Genomic DNA, 21859 nt, shown 5'->3' with positions numbered 1-21859 from the left:
AGTCACACCGGTTGGAAACGCCGCCGAAACACGAGCGTCGTACTGTCGTAACGTTTGGGCCGACGACGTCCCGCATACCCCCAGCCAAGTCAAGCCTGCGTCAAGCAGGCTCCCCGTGAGGACGGTGTCGATGACCACGCCGCTGCACAGCGCATCCAGCCCCGCGACGTTCGGTGCCCCCGCCGCCCAGGGCCTCTACGACCCCCGCGCCGAGCACGACGCGTGCGGTGTCGCCTTCGTCGCGACGCTGCGCGGGACCCCCGGACGCGACATCGTCGACGCCGGGCTGACGGCCCTGCTCAACCTCGACCACCGCGGCGCCGTCGGCGCCGAGGAGAACAGCGGGGACGGCGCGGGGATCCTCACGCAGATCCCCGACGCGTTCATCCGCGACGTCGTGGCCGTCGACCTGCCCCCGGTCGGCAGCTACGCGATCGGCATGGCCTTCCTCCCGCAGGACCTCGCCGAGGCCGCAGAGGTCGTCGCCGCCGTCGAGACCATCGCCGCCGAGGAGCGCCTCGAGGTGCTCGCCTGGCGCGACGTGCCCGTGACGGCCGACCTCGTCGGACCGAGCGCACGCGCGTCGATGCCCACGTTCCGTCAGCTCGTGGTCGCCGACCCCGAGCGCCGCCTCGCCGGCATCGAGCTCGACCGCCGCACCTACCGCCTGCGCAAGCGCTCGGAGAACGAGCTCGGCCTGTTCTTCGCGTCGCTGTCGGCACGCACCATCACCTACAAGGGGATGCTCACCACGGCTCAGCTCGAGCCGTTCTTCCCCGACCTGTCGGACCCGCGGTACGCCTCCGAGCTCGCCCTCGTGCACTCGCGGTTCTCGACCAACACCTTCCCGTCGTGGCCGCTCGCGCAGCCCTTCCGGATGATCGCGCACAACGGTGAGATCAACACCGTCCGCGGCAACCGCAACTGGATGGCGGCCCGCCAGGGCAAGCTCGCGAGCGAGCACCTCGGCGACCTCGCACCCCTGCTGCCCGTGTGCTCCGAGGGGGCGAGCGACTCCGCGTCCTTCGACGAGGTGCTCGAGCTGCTGCACCTCGGCGGGCGCTCCCTGCCGCACGCGGTGCTGATGATGATGCCCGAGGCGTGGGAGAACCACGCCGAGATGTCGCCCGAGCGCCGCGCCTTCTACGAGTTCCACGCGAACCTCGTCGAGGCGTGGGACGGCCCGGCGTGCCTCAACTTCACCGACGGCACCCTCATCGGTGCCGTGCTCGACCGCAACGGGCTGCGCCCGGGCCGGTTCTGGGTGACCGAGGACGGCCTGGTGGTCCTCGCGAGCGAGGCCGGCGTCCTCGACATCGACCCCTCGACCGTGGTCCAGAAGGGCCGCCTGGAGCCGGGCCGCATGTTCCTCGTGGACACCGCCGCCGGGCGCATCGTGCCCGACGACGAGATCAAGTCCCAGCTCGCCGCGCAGCGCCCCTACAAGCAGTGGGTCGAGGAGAACTCCGTGTTCCTCGACTCGCTGCCCGACCGCGAGCACGTGGTCCACAGCCCTGCGTCCGTCCAGCGTCGCCAGCGTGCCTTCGGCTACACGGAGGAGGAGGTCAAGATCCTCCTCACGCCGATGGCCAACACCGCCGCCGAGCCCCTCGGCGCCATGGGTACCGACACGCCCATCGCGGTGCTGTCCTCGCGACCGCGCCTGCTGTTCGACTACTTCACGCAGATGTTCGCCCAGGTGACGAACCCGCCCCTCGACGCCATCCGCGAGGAGCTGGTCACCTCGATCGGCGGTGCGATCGGACCCGAGCCGAACCTGCTCTCCGACACGGCCGAGCACGCCCGCAAGGTCGTGCTCTCGTTCCCCGTGATCGACAACGACGAGGTCGCCAAGATCATCAACATCCACAAGGCGCCCTCGCTCGGCGGTGCCTTCGACGCCGTGACCATCCGTGGTCTGTTCCGTGTCGACGGCGGCGGAGAGGGCCTGCGCGACCGGCTCGAGGAGATCTTCGACGAGGTCGACCTCGCGGTCGCCCAGGGCACGAGCTTCATCGTGCTGTCCGACCGTGACTCCTACCAGGACTACGCGCCGATCCCGTCGCTGCTGCTCCTGAGCGCCGTGCACCACCACCTGCTCCGCAAGCACACCCGCACCCAGGTGTCGCTCGTGGTCGAGGCCGGAGACGTGCGCGAGGTGCACCACACCGCGCTGCTCATCGGCTACGGCGCGGCTGCGGTCAACCCGTACCTCGCGATGGAGACCGTCGAGGACCTCGCCAAGTCCGGCTACCTCGACGTCACGCCCGACAAGGCCGTGAAGAACCTCATCAAGGCGCTCGGCAAGGGCGTGCTCAAGGTGATGAGCAAGATGGGCATCTCCACGATGTCCTCCTACCGCGGTGCTCAGGTGTTCGAGGCCCTCGGTCTCTCGCACGAGCTCATCGGCGACTACTTCACCGGGACCACCAGCCGTCTCGGCGGGATCGGTCTCGACGTCATCGCGGCCGAGGTCGCCGCCCGTCACACCGAGGCGTACCCGTCCTCCGGCAACTTCCAGGCGCACCAGCGCCTGGCGGTCGGCGGCGAGTATCAGTGGCGCCGTGACGGGGAGGAGCACCTCTTCGACCCCGAGACGGTCTTCCGCCTGCAGCACTCGACCCGCACGCGTCAGTTCGACGTGTTCCGCGAGTACACGCAGCGCGTCGACGACCAGACGGCGCGCCTCATGACGCTGCGCGGCCTGCTCGAGTTCTCGGGCGACCGCACGCCGGTCCCGCTCGACGAGGTCGAGCCCGTCTCGGAGATCGTCAAGCGCTTCAACACCGGTGCGATGTCCTACGGCTCCATCTCGCAGGAGGCCCACGAGACCCTCGCGATCGCGATGAACCGGCTCGGTGCACGCTCCAACACGGGGGAGGGCGGCGAGGACTCCGAGCGCCTCCACGACCCCGAGCGCCGCAGCAAGGTCAAGCAGATCGCGTCGGGCCGCTTCGGCGTCACGTCGGAGTACCTCACCTTCGCCGACGACATCCAGATCAAGCTCGCCCAGGGCGCCAAGCCCGGCGAGGGCGGTCAGCTGCCCGGCCACAAGGTGTACCCCTGGGTCGCCAAGACGCGTCACTCGACCCCGGGCGTCGGGCTCATCTCGCCGCCGCCGCACCACGACATCTACTCGATCGAGGACCTGGCGCAGCTGATCCACGACGCGAAGAACGCCAACCCCTCGGCCCGCATCCACGTGAAGCTGGTCTCGGAGTTCGGTGTCGGGACCGTCGCGACGGGTGTGTCCAAGGCGCACGCCGACGTCGTCCTCATCTCGGGGCACGACGGCGGCACGGGCGCGAGCCCGCTGACCTCGCTCAAGCACGCCGGGACGCCGTGGGAGATCGGCCTCGCCGAGACCCAGCAGACCCTCGTGCTGAACAACCTGCGTGACCGCATCGTCGTGCAGGTCGACGGCCAGATGAAGACCGGCCGCGACGTCATCATCGGTGCGCTGCTCGGCGCCGAGGAGTTCGGCTTCGCGACGGCCCCCATGGTCGTCTCCGGCTGCATCATGATGCGCGTGTGCCACCTCGACACGTGCCCGGTGGGTGTCGCGACCCAGAACCCCGAGCTGCGCAAGCGGTTCACCGGTTCACCGGAGTTCGTCATCAACTTCTTCGAGTTCATCGCCGAGGAGGTCCGTGAGCACCTCGCCGCGCTCGGCTTCCGGACGGTCGAGGAGGCCATCGGGCAGGTGCAGGCGCTCGACACCCGCAAGGCCGTCGACCACTGGAAGGCGCAGGGTCTCGACCTCGCGCCCGTGCTCGCCGTGCCGAAGCCCGTGGAGGGCTCGTCGCTGCGCAACACGACCACCCAGGACCACGGGCTGTCGCGGGCTCTCGACAACCAGCTCATCACCGCTGCGGCGGCGGCGCTCGAGGACGGCACGCCCGTCTCGATCGACCTGCCCGTCCGCAACGTCAACCGCACGGTCGGCACCATGCTCGGCCACGAGGTGACCAAGCGGTACGGGGGCGACGGCCTGCCCGACGACACGATCGACGTGACCCTCACGGGGTCCGCCGGCCAGTCTCTCGGAGCGTTCCTGCCGCGAGGTGTCACCCTGCGCCTCTTCGGCGACGCGAACGACTACGTCGGCAAGGGCCTGTCGGGCGGACGGATCGTCGTGCGCCCCGACCGCTCCGCGGTGCTGACCGGCGCGAGCAACGTCATCGCCGGCAACGTCATCGGCTACGGCGCCACCAGCGGCGAGATCTTCCTCCGCGGCCTCGTGGGCGAGCGCTTCGGCGTCCGCAACTCCGGCGCGACGCTGGTCGTCGAGGGCGTGGGTGACCACGGCTGCGAGTACATGACCGGTGGCACCGTGTTGGTCCTCGGCAACACCGGGCGCAACTTCGGCGCCGGGATGTCGGGCGGTACCGCCTACGTCCTGGACCTGCGCGAGGAAGCCCTCAACACCGTCGCGGCGTCGACCGGTGAGCTCACGCTCTCCGGCCTCGGCGACGACGACCTCGTCCTGGTCGAAGGCCTGCTCCGCCGTCACGCGGAGGAGACGGGCTCGCGGGTCGCCGAGGCACTGCTCGCCGACCTGCCCACCTCGCTCGCGCGCTTCACCAAGGTGCTGCCGACCGAGTACGCACGTATCCGCACCGCCCTCGCCAAGGCCGACGCCGACAGCGTCGACCTCAGCGTCCCCGGTGCATGGGAAGAGATCTTGGAGGTGGCTCGTGGCTGACCCACGTGGATTCCTGAAGGTCCGGGAGCGTGAGCTCCCGGCCTACCGACCGGTGCCCGTCCGTCTGATGGACTGGCGCGAGGTGCACGAGCACCGCGCCGAGGACTCGGCGATCCTCAAGGTGCAGGCCGGTCGCTGCATGGACTGCGGCATCCCGTTCTGCCACCAGGGGTGCCCGCTGGGCAACCTCATCCCCGACTGGAACGACCTCGTCTGGCGTGACCAGTGGGAGGACGCGATCGACCGCCTGCACGCGACGAACAACTTCCCGGAGTTCACCGGTCGCGTGTGCCCGGCGCCGTGCGAGTCGAGCTGCGTGCTCGGCATCAACCAGCCGGCCGTGACCATCAAGAACGTCGAGGTCTCGATCATCGACGAGGCCTTCGCGCGTGGCTACGTGGTGCCGCAGATCCCGCAGCGCCTCACCGGCAAGACGGTGGCCGTCGTCGGGTCTGGCCCGGCGGGTCTCGCCGCCGCGCAGCAGCTGACGCGCGCGGGCCACACGGTCGCCGTATACGAGCGCGACGCCACCATCGGTGGTCTGCTGCGCTACGGCATCCCCGACTTCAAGCTCGAGAAGTCCCACATCGACCGTCGTCTCGCGCAGATGGAGGCCGAGGGCACGCGCTTCCGCCCGGGCGTCGAGATCGGCGTGGACGTCACGTGGGACGAGCTGCGGTCGCGCTTCGACGCGGTCGTCGTCGCCACCGGCGCGACCGTCCCGCGCGAGCTGCCGATCCCGGGCAACGACCTCGACGGCGTGCACTTCGCGATGGAGTTCCTGCCGCAGGCGAACGCCGTCGTGGCGGGGGAGACGGTCGAGGACCAGATCCTCGCCACCGGCAAGCACGTGGTGGTCATCGGCGGCGGCGACACCGGCTCGGACTGCATCGGCACGTCGCTGCGCCAGGGTGCGGCCTCCGTGACGACGCTGGCCATCGGCAAGAAGCCGCCGACGTCGCGGCCGGAGAACCAGCCGTGGCCCACCGACCCGCTGCTCTTCGAGGTCTCGAGCTCGCACGCCGAGGGTGGCGAGCGCGACTACCTCGCCTCGACCGTCGCCCTCGTGGGTGACGACCAGGGCCGCGTCACCGGGCTCAAGGTCGCGACCACGGAGTACCTGCCCGACGGGCGCCGCGTCCCCAAGGCCGGCACCGAGCGGGTCATCCCGGCCGACCTCGTGCTCATCGCGATGGGCTTCACCGGCCCGGAGACCGAGCACCTGGTCGAGCAGACCGGGGCGGCGCTCACCCCGCGCGGCCTCGTGGCCCGCGCGGACGACTTCTCGTCCGCCCTCCCGGGCGTGTTCGTGACCGGTGACGCCGGCCGCGGGCAGTCCCTCATCGTGTGGGCGATCGCCGAAGGTCGCGCGACAGCGGCTACGGTAGACGCATACCTGCAAGGCACGACAGAGCTCCCGGCCCCCGTGCGGGCGACGACAGTCGCACTGCGCCCGTGACCGACCGGCCCGCAGCACCTGATCTGCGGGCCGGGCAAGACCTTTGTCCCGTGAGCAGCACCTCAACAATCAACTAGGCTGGAGCCATGCGCAGAGCGAAGATCGTTTGTACCATCGGGCCCGTCACAGCGTCCCCCGAGCAGATCCAGAACCTTGTCGACGCCGGGATGGACGTCGCCCGGATCAACCGCAGCCACGGTGACCCGGAAGAGCACGAGGCGGTCTACCGCAACGTGCGTGCCGCCGCGAAGGCCTCCGGCCGTTCCGTGGCCGTGCTGGTCGACCTCCAGGGGCCGAAGATCCGCCTCGGCCGGTTCGCCGGTGACGAGAAGCACTGGCTCAACGTCGGTGACGTGTTCACCATCACGACCGAGGACGTCGTGGGCACCAAGGAGCTCGTCTCCACGACCCACAAGGGTCTGACGGACGACGCCCGTGTCGGCGACCCCCTCCTCATCGACGACGGCCGTGTCCTCGTCCGCGTCACCGCCGTCGAGGGTCCGCGCGTCGTGACCCGCGTCGAGGTGTCCGGCCCGGTCTCCAACAACAAGGGCATCAACCTGCCCGGCGTCGCCGTCTCCGTCCCCGCCATGTCCGACAAGGACGAGGCCGACCTCCGCTGGGCCCTCAAGCTCGGCGCCGACATCATCGCGCTCTCCTTCGTGCGCAACGCCGCCGACTACGACGACGTCCGCCGCATCATGGAGGAGGAGGGCCGCGTCCTCCCCGTCATCGCCAAGGTCGAGAAGCCGCAGGCTGTCGAGAACCTCGCCGAGATCGTGGACGCCTTCGACGGCATCATGGTCGCCCGTGGCGACCTCGGCGTCGAGCTCCCGCTCGAGCAGGTCCCGCTGGTGCAGAAGCGCGCCGTCGAGCTCGCCCGCCGTGCCGCCAAGCCGGTCATCGTCGCCACCCAGGTGCTCGAGTCGATGATCTCGGCCCCGCGCCCGACCCGCGCCGAGGCCTCGGACTGCGCCAACGCCGTCCTCGACGGTGCTGACGCCGTCATGCTCTCGGGCGAGACCAGCGTCGGTGACTACCCGATCGAGGCCGTGCGCACGATGGCACGCATCATCGAGTCCACCGAGGAGCTCGGCCGGGAGCGCATCGCGCCCCTCGGCTCGACCCCGCACACCCGCGGTGGTGCGATCACGCGTGCTGCTGCCGAGATCGGTGAGATCCTCGGCGTCAAGTACCTCGTGACCTTCACCCAGTCTGGCGACTCGGCGCGTCGTATGTCGCGCCTGCGCTCGGGCCTGCCGCTCCTGGCGTTCACGCCCGACGCAGCGGTCCGCAACGTCCTGTCCCTCTCCTGGGGCACGCAGTCGTACGAGGTCCCCTCGGTCGACAGCACGGACGCGATGGTCCGCCAGGTCGACACGACCCTCCAGGCCAACGGTCTCGCCGAGACGGGCGACCTCGTCGTCGTCGTCGCCGGCGCACCGGTCGGCGTGGCTGGCTCGACGAACTCGATCCTGGTGCACCGCATCGGCGACGAGCTCTGACCTACCCGTCCTGACCCGCCGCGGCCCCTGGCCGCGGCGGTGACGACACCACGCAGCCCCTGTCCTCCTCCGGGAGGGCGGGGGCTGCGTCGTACCTCCCTCAGGCGGTCCCGGGGCGGGACGTTCGTGACCAGCGCCACCAGGCGCGGACCACGAGGACGGCGAAGACGCACCGTGCGCCGAGCAGGACGCCCCAGACGAGCCCGGCAGAAGGTCCTGTGGCAGCGACCACGACGAGCGCGGGCACGGCGAGCCCCCACATGACGACGGTGATCTCCGCGAGGAGCGCGGTCGGAGCCACGAGGACCTTGAGCATGGTGTTGCCCACGCCTGTGACCGCCTCGAGCACCAGCTGGGCCCCGGCGACGGCCACGACCGCCGGACCCAGGTGGAGCGGGAGCCCCAGGGCGACCGCGACCGGCTCACGGAAGAGGACCACGGCGACGCCGGTCGTCACGCTCAGGCAGAGCAGCACACCGACGATCCGAGCGCTCTCCCGCACCTCTGCGGCGGGTGACGGCGAGCAGACGCGGGTGAGCCTGCCCGCGACCACACCGAAGGCCTTGAGCGGGACGATCACGGTACGGAGCAGGGCGATCACCGTCGCGGTCGTCGCGCCGACCTCCTCGGACACGGTCGACGCGACGGCGGTGGCGACGGCGAAGGTCGTCATCAGCGGGATCACGTCGAGCGACGGCGCCACGGCGCGCGGGAGGCGGCGGACGGTGCGGCGGAGGTCGTCCCGCAGCGCCCCGCGGGCGACGTGGCCCGCACCCTGCCAGTCGACGAGGTCGCGGGCGGCCCGACGGCTCACCAGTGCGCCGAGGAGCTTGCAGATCGAGGTGGTCGCCCCGACGACCAGGACGAGGACGGTCGGGTCGTCGGTGAGGGACCGCGCGCCGGCCGCCAGGGCGAGGCTCGCCGCGACGGAGCAGACGGAGATCTTCAGGGCGGTGCTCTCGCGTCCCGCGACCTGGAGGACACCCGTGACCACCTGGTACCAGGGGACGACCGCACAGCTGAGGACGAGCCCGGCGTAGGCGGCGGCGAGCAGCCGAGCGGTCGAGCCCTCGAGGACGACGACCAGCATCGTCCCGGTCAGGACGACGAGCGTCACGAGCGCGACGGTCGAGACACGGGCGACGGCCAGCATGCTCCCGACGGTGGACGTGACGTCGGTGCGGGCGGAGGTCGAGCCCCGGCGCTGCGTCAGTGCTCCGACCGTCGCGATGGTCAGGCCCGAGGCGAGGGCGAGGGCGAGGCCGTAGACGGTCTGGGCGAGGCCGAAGGCCGTCACCGCAGCGGGGGAGACGCTCCCGAGGATCGTGAGGATGACAACGGACGATACCGTATGAATGGCCGCTATGCCCGTATAGCCGGGTTGTGTCACCGGTGCGACCGTCCTGGCGACGCGCGCCACCGCCAGTCCTCGGCGGGTCCGGCGACGAACCCCTCACGGCACGGGCCTGGCGGTCGATGAGACGTGCAGCGAGGAGCTCCTCGGCCCGTCGTGGTCGGGGTAGCGGGAGGAGGCGGCATGACGGAGACGGACGTGGCGGGGTTCGACGAGATCGACCTCGAGCGGCTCGACCCCGACGTGCTCGACGCGCCTGCGCTCGGAGCTGTCCTCGCCCCCGCTGCCCACGAGGCGGTGCCCTCGCCGAGCGCTCCCGAGCCGGTCGTCGTCGCCCTCGTCGCCGCGCTGGCGCGCTGCCGGGGCCTGCCCGAGCAGGCTGTCGCCCTCGCGCACCCGCTGCACGCCCCGGACGCGGCCGACCGCCTCGTGGTCGACCTCGCCCGCTGCCGCGGGACGAGCGAGCAGGTGGTCCGTCTGGCCTTCGGTCTCCCGGTCACGGGGACGTGGTGACCCGGTAGCGAGAGCTCGTCCTTGTGGCTGCGCGTGCGGCTGCGGCGCGCGTCGGACGACCTCCGCCGTCCGTCTGACAGGCTAGGACCGTGGACCGACCTCGTACCGACGCCGTGGACGACCCCCTCGAGGGGTACGTGCGCCCGACGGCTGACACAGCCTGGTGGCTGGCCGGGGTCGACGACGCGTCGGCGATCGCACCTCCCGGTCAGAGCGCGCCGCAGACGGGGACCTTCGCGCCGTTGGCCATCGGGCCGCTCGGTCGCACCGGGACCGTCCCGCTGACGAGCATCGACCACGACAGGACCGCGTGGTTCTACGGCAAGAACGCCTTCGTCAGCGACGCCGTGCCCGGCGCGGAGCCCATGACCGCCGACGAGCTCCACTGGTTCGTCAGCGACCGGGCGAACCTGCGCACCTACGAGAAGCGTGCCGTGCTCGACCGCGGGAAGGTGCTGCGCGTGTGGCCCCGGCGGTCACCGAGGAAGGGCAGGTTCGTGCTCCTGACGCCGCCGACCGCCACGGAGGTGAGCGTGCGCCCGAAGGGCGTCGACGGCCTCGTGCTCGAGACCGGCGCACGGCTGCGACCCGCGCTGCGTGACGCGATCATCACGTCGGCGCGGCTGGACGACACGGTCGTGCTCGCCTGCGTCGTCGCCGAGAGCAGCCTCCTGTGACGTGGCCGGGCTACGACGCGCAGACCCTCCTCGGGGCGAACCGGTGGTGGGGGACCGACGAGCCGAGACGGCTCACCTGGGACGACGACCGCCCGTTCGTGCACCCCGAGGCGGTCGCGCCCTCGGCGCGCTGCTTCGCCGGGCTCGACCTGCTCGGGGCTGCTCCCCGGACCAGTCCGCTGCTGTCGCTCGACCACGACGACACCCGGGTCTTCTACGCGGCCGGCGCGACGCTCAGCGACCTCGTCCTCGACGGCGACCTGACCGCCGACGTCCTGGCCGACCTGTCGGGTGCGCACCAGGCAGACGTCAGGCCCTTCGAGAAGCGCGCCGTCGTCCACTCCGGCGCGGTGCAGAGGTACTGGCCACCCACGCGACGACGTGAGTACTACCCGGGGACGGACCGCGAGACGCAGCCCGCGCTGGTCTTCTTCGTGCCGGCGACGCCCGCGGGGGACGACGGGCTCGTCTTCACCCACCACTGGAGCGTGACGTGGGAGCTGCCGAGGGCGGTCGTGCTGTCGGTGCGGATGCGCACGACGGTCCTGGTCGGATCGCCGTGCGCACCCGCCACGGTCGGTCAGCCCACGCCGAGGTAGGCCTCCTTGATCGCCGGGTCGGCGAGGAGCGCCTTGCCCTCGCCGGTCCGGACGACCGACCCGGTCTCGAGGACGTAGGCGCGGTCTGACCGGGACAGCGCCTGCTGCGCGTTCTGCTCGACGAGCAGCACGGTGGTGCCCTGGGCGTTGATCTCCGAGATGATCCGGAAGATCTGCTGGATGATCATCGGCGCCAGGCCCATCGAGGGCTCGTCGAGCAGCAGCACGCGCGGGCGGGCCATGAGCGCACGGCCGATCGCGAGCATCTGCTGCTCGCCGCCGGACATGGTCCCGCCGAGCTGGGTGCGGCGCTCGAGGAGCCGCGGGAAGAACGTGAACACCCGCTCGACCGTCTCGTCGTGCTCGGCCTTGGACGCGAAGGGCCGCGCGAAGCACCCCATCTCGAGGTTCTCCATGACGGTCATCCCGGCGAACACGCCCCGGCCCTCCGGGGCCTGGATGATCCCCGCCGCGACCCGCAGGTGGGGCTTCATGCGGGTGACGTCCTGCCCGTCGAAGACGATGCGCCCGCGCGCGAGCGGCCGGACCCCAGACACGGCGCGCATGGTCGTGGTCTTCCCCGCGCCGTTGGCACCGATGAGGGTGACCAGCTCGCCGGTCTCGACCGTGATCGACACGTCCCGGATGGCCTCGATGCGGCCGTAGGAGACGGTCATGTCGGTGATCTCAAGCAGTGGCATCGTCGGGAACCCCCAGGTAGGCGGCGATGACCGCCGGGTCGCTCGTGACCGCGTCAGGGGTGCCCTGGGCGATCACCTTGCCGAACTCGAGGACGACGATGCGGTCCGTGACACCGCGCACGAGCTTCATGTCGTGCTCGATGAGCAGGACGGTGTAGCCGTCGTCCCGGATCTGCCGGATGAGGTCCATGAGGGCCTCCTTCTCGGCGGGGTTGAAGCCTGCTGCGGGCTCGTCGAGGCACAGCAGCTTGGGCTCGGTGGCCAGCGCCCGGGCGATCTCGAGCCGGCGCTGGTCCCCGTACGAGAGGTTGCGGGCCTTGTCGGTCGCGCGCCCCCCGACGCCCACGAACTCCAGCAGCGCCATCGCGCGGTCGATGCCCTCGCGCTCCTCGCGGCGGTGCCGCGGGGTGCGGAAGACCGCGCCCGGGACCGACGTGCGGTGCCGGGCGTCCGTGCCGACCACGACGTTCTCGAGGGCCGTCATCTCGTTGAACAGCCGGATGTTCTGGAAGGTGCGCGCGATGCCCATCTGGGTGATCTGGAACCGCTTCTTGCGCCCGACGGGCTCCCCGTCGAACACGACCGACCCGGAGGTGGGCCGGTACACGCCGGTCATGGCGTTGAAGCACGTGGTCTTGCCGGCGCCGTTGGGGCCGATGAGCCCGAGGATCTCGCCGCGCCGGATGTCGAAGGTGACGCCGTCGACGGCGGTGAGCCCGCCGAACTGGACGGTGACGTCCTCCATCCGCAGCAGCGGCTCGCCGACGGCCGCGTGCACCTCCCGGTCGGAGGCGACCTTCTCGGCCACGACCTCGGGGTCGGCGAGCTCGGGGTGGACGTCGGCGACGTCGACGACCACGGGCTCCTCGACGCCGCCGCCGGGCAGGTCCTTCTCGGGGGTGGCCTCGGCGACGTCCTGCTCGGTCCCGCGGAACTCCTCGCCGTGCTCGGCGCCGGCGCCGACACCACCGGGCTCGTGGGTGCTCATGCGTGCTCCTTCGTGGTGCTGTCCTGCTGGCGGATGGTGCGCCGCGCCGCGACGTACAGCTCACGGCCGTAGGTGAGCAGCTTCTGCCGCACGGGCAGCAGCCCCTGCGGTCTGAACACCATGAGGACCATGAGGGCGATGCCGAAGAACAGGTACCGGTACTCGGCGATCTGCGTGCCGTCGATCGGGATGCCGAACAGCTCGGTGCGCCCGAGGAAGAAGTTCGGCAGGTAGACGATGACGAAGGCCCCGAGGATCACGCCGAGCTTGTTGCCCTGACCGCCGAGGACGACGGCGCAGAGGAAGAGCACCGAGTTGATGACGTTGAAGTTCGTGGGGTTCACGAACTGCACCTGCCCGGCGTACAGCGCACCGGAGGCCCCGCCGATCGACGCCCCGATGACGAAGGCCCACAGCTTGAAGCGGAAGGTGGGGACGCCCATGATCTCGGCGGCGTCCTCGTCCTCGCGGATGGCCACCCAGGAGCGCCCGACGCGCGAGCGCTCGAGGTTACCGACGAACAGCAGGGCGGCGACGATGAGCACGATGCTCAGCCAGTACCACCAGACGCCCGAGTTGAGGGCACCGGACCCGGAGCCTGCGGAGAACACCCCGTTGGGGTTGGTCTCGCTGACGCCGAGCCGCGGGTAGGCGACCTGGTTGAGTCCGCGGCCACCACCGGTGATGCCGTCGAGGTTGTCCGCCAGGAGACGGACGATCTCGCCGAAGCCGAGGGTGACGATCGCGAGGTAGTCGCCGCGCAGGCGCAGCGTCGGCGACCCGATGAGCAGGCCGGACAGCGCGGTGATCGCGACGGCGATGGGCAGCGCAGCGAGCCACGCCCAGTCCTGGGACAGCCACCCGCCCTCGCCGGTCTGGTTCCAGGGGCTCGACGGGCTGGTGAGCAGCGCGACGGTGTACGCGCCGATGGCGTAGAAGCCGATGTACCCGAGGTCGAGCAGCCCGGCCTGGCCGACGACTACGTTGAGGCCGATCGCGATGAGCGCGTACATGCCGAACTGCGCCATGACGCCGCCGAAGTTCGTCCCGACGGTCGTCAGGACGGGGATCTGCAGGATGGGCAGCAGCGCGACGAGCACGAGCAGCGGGAGCCCCAGCGCCCACTGGGTGGGGCGTGCCTGGGAGTCCCACCAGAGGCGCAGTGCGTCGCCGACCCCGGAGTGCGGACGTCGGCCCGTGGTGGTCGTGTGCTCTGCGGTGGTGCTGGCGGCCGAGCTGGTGGTGGGCTTCTCGGCCGGGGACTTCTCGGTCGGCTGGTCCGGGGTGGGGGGAGTGGGGCCGGTCGGTGTCGTCATGCGCGTGCCCTCCCGAGGGACTCTCCGAGGATGCCTGTGGGTCGGACCATGAGGACGAGGATGAGCAGCGCGAAGGCGACGACGTCGCGCCACTCGGTGCCGAAAACGACCTGGCCGTAGTTCTCCATCACCCCGAGGAGCAGCCCACCGAGGAGGGCGCCGCGGAGGTTGCCGATGCCGCCGAGCACCGCGGCGCAGAACGCCTTGATGCCGAGGATGAACCCGCCCGAGTACACGATGCCGTTGGGGACGCGCAGCGTGTAGAGCAGCGCTGCGGCGCCGGCGAGGATGCCGCCGATGAGGAAGGTGAGCATGATGATGCGCTCGCGGGAGACCCCCATGAGGGTCGCGGTCACCGGGTCCTGGGCGACGGCGCGGATCCCGCGGCCGAACTTGGTGCGGTTGATGAACTGGTCGGTCGCGAGGGCGAGCAGCAGCGCGGACACCACGATGATGATGGTCACGTTGGTGACGTTCGCGGAGCCGATCTGGAACTGCACCTCGGGCTCGACCAGGCGGATCGGGCGCTGGGCGTTCACGCCGCCGAGCGTCCCGCCGGTGAGGCGGGGGAGCACGAAGTGCACGAACTCCTGGAGCACGAAGGAGGCACCGATGGCGGTGATGAGGAACACGAGGGAGGGAGCCCCGCGCTTGCGCAGCGGCCGGTAGGCGACGCGCTCGAGACCGACGGCGACGCCGCCGGAGATCGCCATGCCGCCGATCATCGCGGCCCCGAGGTACAGGACCGTCATGAGGATCCCCATGTTGTACGCGTCGCCGTTGGGCCCGAAGCCCAGCAGCATGAGCGCCGCGTACTGGCCGAACATCCCGAGCATGAACACCTCGGAGTGGGCGAAGTTGATGAGCCTGAGCACCCCGTACACGAGGGTGTAGCCGACGGCGACGAGCGCGTAGACCGACCCGTAGGTCAGACCGTCGATGGTGAGGGCCCAGAAGTTGCGCCCGAGGGCCGCGACGTCGAACCCGATGAGGGGTTCTGCCACGACCATCGCGTGGATGAGACCACCTGTCATGTGCTGCACACTCTCTCTCGTCTGCTGGTCTGCGTCGTGCACGTCCGTCCGCAAGCAGTCGCGCTCCCGGTCCGCCGGTAGGGCGGGCCGGGAGCGCGGTGTCAGCTGCCGGCGGTGCGGCTGCGGTTACTCGACGTCGTAGATCCAGATGAGTGCGGAGGTGAGCTCGCCGGTGTCGGTCCACTCGTAGCTGCGGGCGAGCCCGGCGCCGGAGTAGCTCGACACGAAGTCGACGAGCCCGGCACGGTCGGTCACGCCTGAGTCGATCCCGGCGAGCATGATGGTCATGAGGTCGTAGCCCTCGACGGAGTAGACGCCGGGTGCCTGGCTGAACGCGGTCTCGTACTCGGTCGCGAAGGCGTCCGGGGCGGGGCCGCAGGGGCAGGAGAGGATCGCGCCGTCGGCCGAGGACCCGGCCTGCTCGACGAACTGCGGGTCGTTGGTGCCGTCGGCCGAGACGAAGGTGGTCTCGACGCCGGCGTCGCGCAGCTGCTGGACGAACGGTGCGGCCTCGGCGTAGTAGCCGGCGTAGAAGACCGCGTCGGCCTCGGCGCCGCTGATGATCTGCACTGCGGCGGCGAAGTCCTTGTCGCCGGTCTTGACGGAGGCGGAGCACGAGGTGTCTGCGGCGTCGCCGAGGCCCTCGGTGATCTGCTCGGCCAGGCCGATGCCGTAGTCGGAGTTGTCGGCGACCACGCAGACCTTGGCGTAGCCCAGGGTGTCGACCATGTACTTGGCGACGGCCGGGCCCTGGACGGCGTCGTTGGCGAGGCCGCGGTAGAAGGTCTTCCACCCGAGGGTGGTGAGGTCGGGGTTGGTGGCCGACGCGGACAGCGAGAGCAGCCCGGCCTGGTTGAAGATGTCGCCGGTCGCCTTGGTCTCGCCCGAGAACGCCGGGCCGAGGAGGCCGAGGACGTTCGCGTCGCCGACGATCTGCGGTGCGACCTGGGTGGCCTTCTGCGGGTCGCCCTCGGTGTCGAACTGCTTGAGTGCGACCTGGCAGTCGGCGTTGGCCTCGTTGTGCTTGTCCAGCGCGAGCTGTGCACCGTTGAGGATGTTCTGGCCGAGCGCCGCGTTCGGGCCGGTGAGCGCGCCGGCCATGGCGATGGTGGTGCCCTCCGCGCAGGTCGCGGTACCGTCGCCGGCCGGGTCGACCGCCGTGTCGCCGGTGGACGCCTCGACCTCGACGCCCTCGGGGTCGATCTGGACGAGCGGGACGATGGAGAGGCCGCCGGTGGCACTGGCGCTGGCGCCGGGCGACGAGCCCGTCTCGTCGTCCGTGGACTTCTGCCCGCAGGCAGTCAGCACGAGGGTGGTGGCGAGGACGATCGCCAGTGCTTGGGGTGTACGTCGAGCGTGAAGACGCATCTCATGACCTCCGCTTGGGCCCCCTGGGGCCGGGTGTTGGGTAGTGCGACGAGGTGGAGCTGGCGGTGCGGTGGGTGTGGGTCCTCGGTGGACAGCGTGCGACGGTGCACTCTTCTCGGCTCCGTGGTACCCACACCTTGGTGGCCGTGTGTTTCGGCCAGCGGCGCTCGGTGTTGCGTCAGTGTTACGGAAAAGGCACGCTTCTGCACGGGTGAGTTTTCTGCCCCAGGTGCGTAGAACGTCAAGGATCGGTCAAAATCCCAGGTCGGGATTGTGACTGCGGTCACTAAACATTTCTCGACAGGTCGGCGCGTTCCCGTCCTGCGAGACGCCGCCCCCTCGGGGCGTGTCTGCGGCCGGGCGTAAGATCTCACCCGCCGCGTCAGTGAAGGAGGACGTCCCGACGTGCCTCTCGACCGCGTCACCGGCGCACCCCGCCCGCCCGCCATGCGGGCCCGCCCGACCATCGCCCACCTCGACGCCGACGCCTTCTTCGCGAGCGTCGAGCAGCACCAGCGCCCTTCCTTGCGCGGCCGCCCCGTCCTCGTCGGCGGTGTCGGCCCGCGCGGCGTCGTCGCGACCGCGTCCTACGAGGCGCGCGCCTACGGGGCGCGGTCCGCCATGCCCATGGAGCAGGCGCGCCGGATGTGCCCGACCGCCACGGTGGTCGTCCCCAGGTTCGACGCCTACTCCGCGTACTCCGCCCAGATCATGGAGGTGCTCCGCGAGGTGAGCGAGCAGGTCGAGGCGATCAGCATCGACGAGGCCTTCGCCGAGCTCGACCACCTGCCAGGCTCGAGCGCCGACCTCGAGGCCCTCGCGCTCGAGTTCCGGCGCCGGGCCCACGAGCGCACCGGGCTGTCCGTCTCTCTGGGCCTCGGGCGCTCCAAGCTCGTCGCCAAGCTCGCCTCCGAGGCCGCCAAGCCCGGGGGCGTGAAGGTGGTCGACCCGGCCGACGAGGACGCCTTCCTCCTCGCGCTGCCCGTCCGCGCGCTCTGGGGCGTCGGACCGGTATCGGCCGCACGCCTCGACCAGCTCGGGGTGCGCACCGTCGAGGACCTCCGCGCGCAGCCCATGGACACCCTCGTCATGGCCACCGGCGAGGCAGCCGGGACCAACCTCTACCGGATCGCCCGAGGCTGGGACGACCGCCCGGTCACCACCGTCCGAGAGCGCAAGTCCGCCGGCGCCGAGCACACCTTCGACGACGACCTCCACGGCCGCCGCGCGATCGCCGCCGCCCTCGACGGGGTCACCGACTCCGCGCTGCGCCGCCTCGACCGGCACGGCGTCGCCGCCCGCACCGTCGTCGTCAAGGTCCGCGTCGCGTCCTTCACCACCATCACCCGGTCCGTCACGCTGAGCCGCCCGACCTCCGACGTCGACGCACTGCGCGAGGCCGCCCGACGCGCCCTCGACCTCGCCGAGGTGGTCGAGCCCGTCCGGCTGCTCGGCGTCTCGTTCCACGGGCTCTCCGCGCACTCCCAGCTCATGCTGCCGCTCGGCGGCGACGGGACCGAGGCGGCGCTCGCGGCCGGGACCACGGACGGCGCGGCGCTCCTGGGCGACCTGCCCACGGCCACCACTGCGGACGACGGGACGCTCACGGCGGTGGCCGACGACGGTCCGGCCACCGTGGTCCCGACCCGTGTGACCGCCGCGGACCTGGCGCCCGGTCTCGACGTCGAGACCGACCGCGGTCGCGGGTGGGTGGTGCACCTCGGTGACGACGGACGCGTGGCCGTGCGGTTCGAGACGGCTCAGACCGGTCCGGGCTACCAGCGCTGGGTCGACCCGCGCACCGAGGACCTGCGTCTCGTCGGAGCGCTCGGTCCCGACGGTCGCGAGGCGTCGGCCGCTGCCGAGGTGACGGACCCGGCGGTCGGTGAGGCCGCGGCCGAGCCGGGTGAGGACTGAGCGCGCCTCGAGCGGCTCGGGCCTCTCAGCGGCGCCAGGGCTCTCGAGCCGCGCCGACGGGTGACTGCGCGTAGCGTGCGAGAGGACCCCACGACCTCCCAGCAGTGCGGAGCCCACCCCTCATGAGCACCCCCGAGCACCACGACGTCGTCATCGTCGGCGGCGGCAACGCAGGACTGTCCCTGGCCGGTCGCCTGCGCCGCGACGGAGCCCAGGACGTCGTGGTGGTCGAGCCGCGGCACGAGCACCACTACCGCCCGCTGCTGTCCTACGTGGCAGGAGGGCAGGCGACCCTCGACGACCTGCGCCGACCGCAGCAGGACGTGCTCCCCGACGGCGTGCGCTGGGTGCGTGACTCGGTCGCCTCGGTGGACCCCGAGCGGTCGGTCGTGGTGCTCGCCGGGGGAGGGGAGCTCCACTACACCGACCTCGCGCTGTGCCCAGGCTCCCAGGTGGACTGGGACGCGATCCCCGGCTCCGAGGCAGCGGTCCGGACGCCCTACGCGGCGACCAGCTACCTGCCGGCCTCGGCCGTCGACACGTGGGAGATGCTGTCGACGCTCACCGCCGGGCGTGCCGTCTTCGTCATCTCGGACAGGCACGTGCCCTGCGCACCCGTCGGGCTCAAGCCGCTCTTCCTCGCCCTGGACCACTGGGAGGACACCGGCGTGCGGGACAGCATCGAGGTCGAGCTGCTCGTCGAGAGCGACCGTCTCGTCGACCTCGAGAGCGCCGACGAGCGCCTGCGGCAGGCCCTCGAGGAGCGGGACGTGCGGGTCTCGCTCGCCACCACCGTCACCTCCGTCGACGCCCAGACCCGGCACCTCGTCGCCGAGCAGCGCGACGTGGCACCCGGGCGCAACCCCCTCACCCTCGGCTACGACGCGCTGTACGTCGCACCGCCGCACCGCGCACCCGCGTGGGTGGCGCAGAGCGGCCTGGCGACGACGGACGACGGCGGCTTCCTCCGCGTCGACCCCCACACCCTCCAGCACCCCGAGCACCCCCGGGTGTGGGGTCTGGGCGACGTCGCCGACCTCGACGCCCTGCCGTCCGGCGGCGCGCTGCGCAAGCAGGTCCCCGTGGTGGCCCGCAACATCGCCGCCCGGCGCACCGGCGGCACCATGCAGCGGTACGACGGCTACTCGATCGCCCCGGTCACGACGTCACGGCGCAGGCTGCTGCTCGCCGAGTTCGACCGCGCCGGGCGTTCGCAGCCGTCGGTGCCCTTCGTCGACCTCGTGAAGCCGCGCCTGCTCACCTGGGCCTTCGACAGGTTCCTCGAGCCGCAGGTCTACTTCCGCCGGTTGATCCAGGGGAAGGTCTGACCCCTGCAGCCCGGCGCGGGCTGCGGGGTCCCGGTGCGGAGCCCAGCACCGGGAGCCGGCGAAGAAGGCGAGCCCGACGACGAGGAACAGCGCAGCCAGCGCGGCCCACCCTGCGGTGCCGTGGCTGAGGGCCGTAGCGGTCACGAGCAGCGGCGCCACCATCATGGCGATCGCGTAGCCCATCGTGCTCACGCCCTGGTAGGCCCCGGCCGTGCGCTCGTCGGCGAGGTCGAAGGACAGCGTCCACGAGCCGGCCTCGCCCCACAGCTCGGCCGCGGCGTGGACGACGGCCGCCAGCACGAGCAGGCTCACGGCCAGGGCGACGTTCCCCACGGCGGCAGCAGCGTAGAGGCCGCACGCGACGGCGAGCACCACGCAGGCACGGGTCATGGTGCGCGCCGCGGCCGGGACGGTCGTCGCACCACGGGCGAACCGCACCTGGAAGAGCGCCACCAGGACCGTGTTGAGGACCAGCAGCACGGAGATCATCACCGACGGGACGCTCGTGTGCTCGGCGACCCACAGCGGCAGCCCGACGGTCTGCAGCCCGAAGTGCACCGCGAAGACGCTCGTCAGGCCGACCGCCACGAGGTACTGCGGGTCGCGGAAGGGCGAGCGACCGGGCGAGACCGTGGAGCCGGTCTCGGGCTCGTCAGGAGCGGGCCCGGCCGTGCGTCGGGCCGCGGAGCTGCGCGCGAGCCGCACGAGCGGCACCGCGCCCGTGGCGGCGACGCAGCCGACCACGAGGACGCTCACCCGGTACGCGACCGGGGTGTCGACGAGCAGCGCAGCCGCGGCCACGCAGGTCCCGACCCCGATCCCGACGTTGACCACGACGTGCAGGCGAGCCCGCATCTCCACCCTGGACGGCCCCGTGAAGGACCGCGCGACGAGTGCCGACCGTGCGGACGCCCCAGCCTGCCGGGTGCCCGTCGCGAGGCAGGCGACAGCGACGAAGGCCGCCACCCCGTCGACCACGGAGAACGCCGCGAGCGACAGCCCCTGCGCGACGACGCACAGCGTGAGCAGGCGCAGCGCTCCGACGCGGTCGGCGAGGAACCCCGCGCACAGCGACGTGAGCACCCCGACCGCCCCGGCCGCCGTGAGGCCGAGCCCCACGGTCACGACCGGGATACCGATCGCCCGCGTGAAGAGCAGGGCGGACACGGCGTAGAACATGCCGTTGGCCACGGTCAGGGACATCGACGCCGCGGTGAGGGCGCGCGCCACGGGATCGGCGGGACGGAACGTCGAGGAGAGCTCGGAGGCCAGGTGTCGGGTGCGCGCACGCTCGGTGGGCGGGGCGTCGGTGGTGGGCATGCTGCGATCTCACCCTGCTCGACGGAGCACGCACAATGATGAAGACTACGGCTTCATGCTCCGCTACTCGTTGTCCGACGCCGACCTCGCCGACATCCGCTTCGGGCTCTCCCCGCTCAACGAGCTCGGGCTGTCCCTGCGCGCGCTGAGCGACCCGGCGCGCTATCCGGTGCACCTGCGCTGGGTGCGACGCGTCACCGAAGAGCTCCCCGCACCCGCGCTCGACGTCCTGCGCTCCCTCGTCGACACCAGGAGCTGGGTCCCCGACTTCCTCAACCCCGTGCCGACCACGCCCCTCACCCGCTTCGACGACGAGATCGCAGCGCTCGCGACCCTCGACCCCGATCGCCTCGACCACGACCTCGACGCCGTCCACACCACCCGACCCGCGGCCCTGCGCGGGCCTGCCACCGACGTCCGCCAGAGGGTGGTCGACGCGGTCGGCGAGCTCTGGGACATGTCGTTCCGCTCCACCTGGACCAGGATGCGCACCCTCCTCGAAGCCGACATCGTGTTCCGCGGTCGGACGACCGGCCGTGCGGGTCTCGGAGAGATGCTCGCCGGGCTCGCTCCCGCCGTGAGCTTCGACGGGCGGACGCTCTCCCTCGCGCTCCGCGACCCCAGGGTGCGGACCGTCGATGTCGCGGGAGCCGGGCTGACGCTCATCCCCAGCCTCTTCACCAAGAACGTCTCCTCACCGGTGACCGACGACGGACGGCCCTGCGTGATCTACCCGGTCCGCGGCTCCGCGACGCTCTGGGACCCCGCACCGGCACGGGGGAGCGGCGCGCTCGCGGACCTGCTCGGGACGACGCGTGCCGGTCTGCTGACAGCGCTCCGCGAGCCTGCCTCGTCGACAGAGCTCGCGCTGCGGATCGGGGTGAGCACGAGCGCGGTGAACCAGCACCTGCGCGTGCTGCACGACGTCGGGCTGCTGTCCCGCGCCCGCCACGGACGGTCGGTGCTCTACGTCGCGAGCGACCTCGGTGAGCAGCTCGCGGGCAGGGACGACCGCGACCTGGGTCCGTGGTCGTGAGGTCGTCTTCCAGGACGGTGTGCCGTGCGACACGGGGTG

15 protein-coding genes and 1 pseudogene are annotated in these 21859 nt (G+C 71.5%); 9 read left to right on the top strand and 7 right to left on the bottom strand.

Annotated features, from left to right (window positions below; translation table 11 throughout):
* Positions 1 to 130 precede the first annotated feature (130 nt).
* The 3 genes from gltB to pyk all read left to right on the top strand — a co-directional run bounded on the left by gltB (position 131) and on the right by pyk (position 7669).
* On the top strand, positions 131 to 4705 hold the full coding sequence (gene gltB / locus SKED_RS10150; protein ID WP_012867062.1) for a glutamate synthase large subunit: 4575 nt from the start codon (positions 131 to 133) through the stop codon (positions 4703 to 4705).
* Positions 4698 to 6164, top strand: a complete 1467-nt coding sequence (locus SKED_RS10145) for a glutamate synthase subunit beta (RefSeq protein WP_012867061.1) — start codon at positions 4698 to 4700, stop codon at positions 6162 to 6164. Before gltB ends, SKED_RS10145 begins: the two co-directional genes overlap by 8 nt.
* Before the next feature lie 86 nt (positions 6165 to 6250).
* Positions 6251 to 7669: a pyruvate kinase gene (gene pyk, locus SKED_RS10140; protein ID WP_012867060.1), complete on the top strand. Its 1419-nt coding sequence runs from the start codon at positions 6251 to 6253 to the stop codon at positions 7667 to 7669.
* 100 nt (positions 7670 to 7769) lie between these two features.
* Here the strand turns inward: pyk and SKED_RS10135 are convergent, their stop codons facing one another.
* Entirely contained in the window at positions 7770 to 8966 is a 1197-nt protein-coding gene (locus SKED_RS10135; protein WP_012867059.1) for a hypothetical protein, read from the bottom strand.
* 240 nt (positions 8967 to 9206) lie between these two features.
* On the opposite strand from SKED_RS10135, the gene SKED_RS10130 reads away from it, so the two are divergent.
* The 3 genes from SKED_RS10130 to SKED_RS10120 all read left to right on the top strand — a co-directional run bounded on the left by SKED_RS10130 (position 9207) and on the right by SKED_RS10120 (position 10812).
* Positions 9207 to 9536, top strand: coding sequence for a hypothetical protein (locus SKED_RS10130; RefSeq protein ID WP_012867058.1), 330 nt, complete (start codon positions 9207 to 9209; stop codon positions 9534 to 9536).
* An 89-nt stretch (positions 9537 to 9625) separates the two neighbouring features.
* Positions 9626 to 10213 (top strand): hypothetical protein, encoded by a 588-nt coding sequence (locus SKED_RS10125; protein ID WP_143755709.1) that lies wholly within the window; start codon positions 9626 to 9628, stop codon positions 10211 to 10213.
* Positions 10210 to 10812: a hypothetical protein gene (locus SKED_RS10120; RefSeq protein ID WP_012867056.1), complete on the top strand. Its 603-nt coding sequence runs from the start codon at positions 10210 to 10212 to the stop codon at positions 10810 to 10812. The genes SKED_RS10125 and SKED_RS10120 overlap by 4 nt, the downstream gene beginning before the upstream one ends.
* Here the strand turns inward: SKED_RS10120 and SKED_RS10115 are convergent.
* The 5 genes from SKED_RS10115 to SKED_RS10095 form a co-directional block, all read right to left on the bottom strand.
* Positions 10794 to 11513 carry an ABC transporter ATP-binding protein gene (locus SKED_RS10115; protein WP_012867055.1) on the bottom strand — a complete coding sequence of 240 codons (720 nt, stop codon included), beginning with the start codon at positions 11511 to 11513 and terminating at the stop codon, positions 10794 to 10796. The two genes, SKED_RS10120 and SKED_RS10115, sit on opposite strands and share 19 nt — an antisense overlap.
* On the bottom strand, positions 11500 to 12501 hold the full coding sequence (locus SKED_RS10110; protein WP_012867054.1) for an ABC transporter ATP-binding protein: 1002 nt from the start codon (positions 12499 to 12501) through the stop codon (positions 11500 to 11502). Before SKED_RS10110 ends, SKED_RS10115 begins: the two co-directional genes overlap by 14 nt.
* Positions 12498 to 13817: a branched-chain amino acid ABC transporter permease gene (locus tag SKED_RS10105; protein ID WP_012867053.1), complete on the bottom strand. Its 1320-nt coding sequence runs from the start codon at positions 13815 to 13817 to the stop codon at positions 12498 to 12500. The genes SKED_RS10110 and SKED_RS10105 overlap by 4 nt, the downstream gene beginning before the upstream one ends.
* Positions 13814 to 14851, bottom strand: a complete 1038-nt coding sequence (locus SKED_RS10100) for a branched-chain amino acid ABC transporter permease (protein ID WP_042437958.1) — start codon at positions 14849 to 14851, stop codon at positions 13814 to 13816. The genes SKED_RS10105 and SKED_RS10100 overlap by 4 nt, the downstream gene beginning before the upstream one ends.
* A 126-nt stretch (positions 14852 to 14977) precedes the next feature.
* A complete protein-coding gene (locus SKED_RS10095) occupies positions 14978 to 16219 on the bottom strand; it encodes a branched-chain amino acid ABC transporter substrate-binding protein (RefSeq protein ID WP_012867051.1) in 1242 nt (413 codons plus the stop codon).
* Positions 16220 to 16624: 405 nt separating this feature from the next.
* Between SKED_RS10095 and SKED_RS10090 the strand changes: the two genes are divergently transcribed.
* Together SKED_RS10090 and SKED_RS10085 are read left to right on the top strand one after the other, a co-directional pair.
* The gene (locus SKED_RS10090) at positions 16625 to 18136 is read left to right on the top strand and encodes a DNA polymerase IV (protein WP_052293884.1); all 1512 of its coding nucleotides are present in this window, start codon (positions 16625 to 16627) and stop codon (positions 18134 to 18136) included.
* A 122-nt stretch (positions 18137 to 18258) separates the two neighbouring features.
* Positions 18259 to 19464, top strand: coding sequence for an NAD(P)/FAD-dependent oxidoreductase (locus SKED_RS10085; protein ID WP_012867049.1), 1206 nt, complete (start codon positions 18259 to 18261; stop codon positions 19462 to 19464).
* A 162-nt stretch (positions 19465 to 19626) separates the two neighbouring features.
* Here SKED_RS10085 and SKED_RS20730 read toward each other — a convergent pair.
* Positions 19627 to 20667, bottom strand: a pseudogene (locus SKED_RS20730) (MFS transporter); the annotation flags it as partial.
* Between the two features lie 172 nt (positions 20668 to 20839).
* Here SKED_RS20730 and SKED_RS10080 point away from each other — a divergent pair.
* A complete protein-coding gene (locus SKED_RS10080) occupies positions 20840 to 21820 on the top strand; it encodes an ArsR/SmtB family transcription factor (protein WP_012867047.1) in 981 nt (326 codons plus the stop codon).
* The last annotated feature ends 39 nt before the right edge of the window (positions 21821 to 21859 follow it).

The sequence above is a fragment of the Sanguibacter keddieii DSM 10542 genome (assembly GCF_000024925.1).
Taxonomy (GTDB): domain Bacteria; phylum Actinomycetota; class Actinomycetes; order Actinomycetales; family Cellulomonadaceae; genus Sanguibacter; species Sanguibacter keddieii.
The sequence above is the reverse complement of the archived record's forward strand: the minus strand, read 5'-3'. Positions and strand labels throughout refer to the sequence as shown.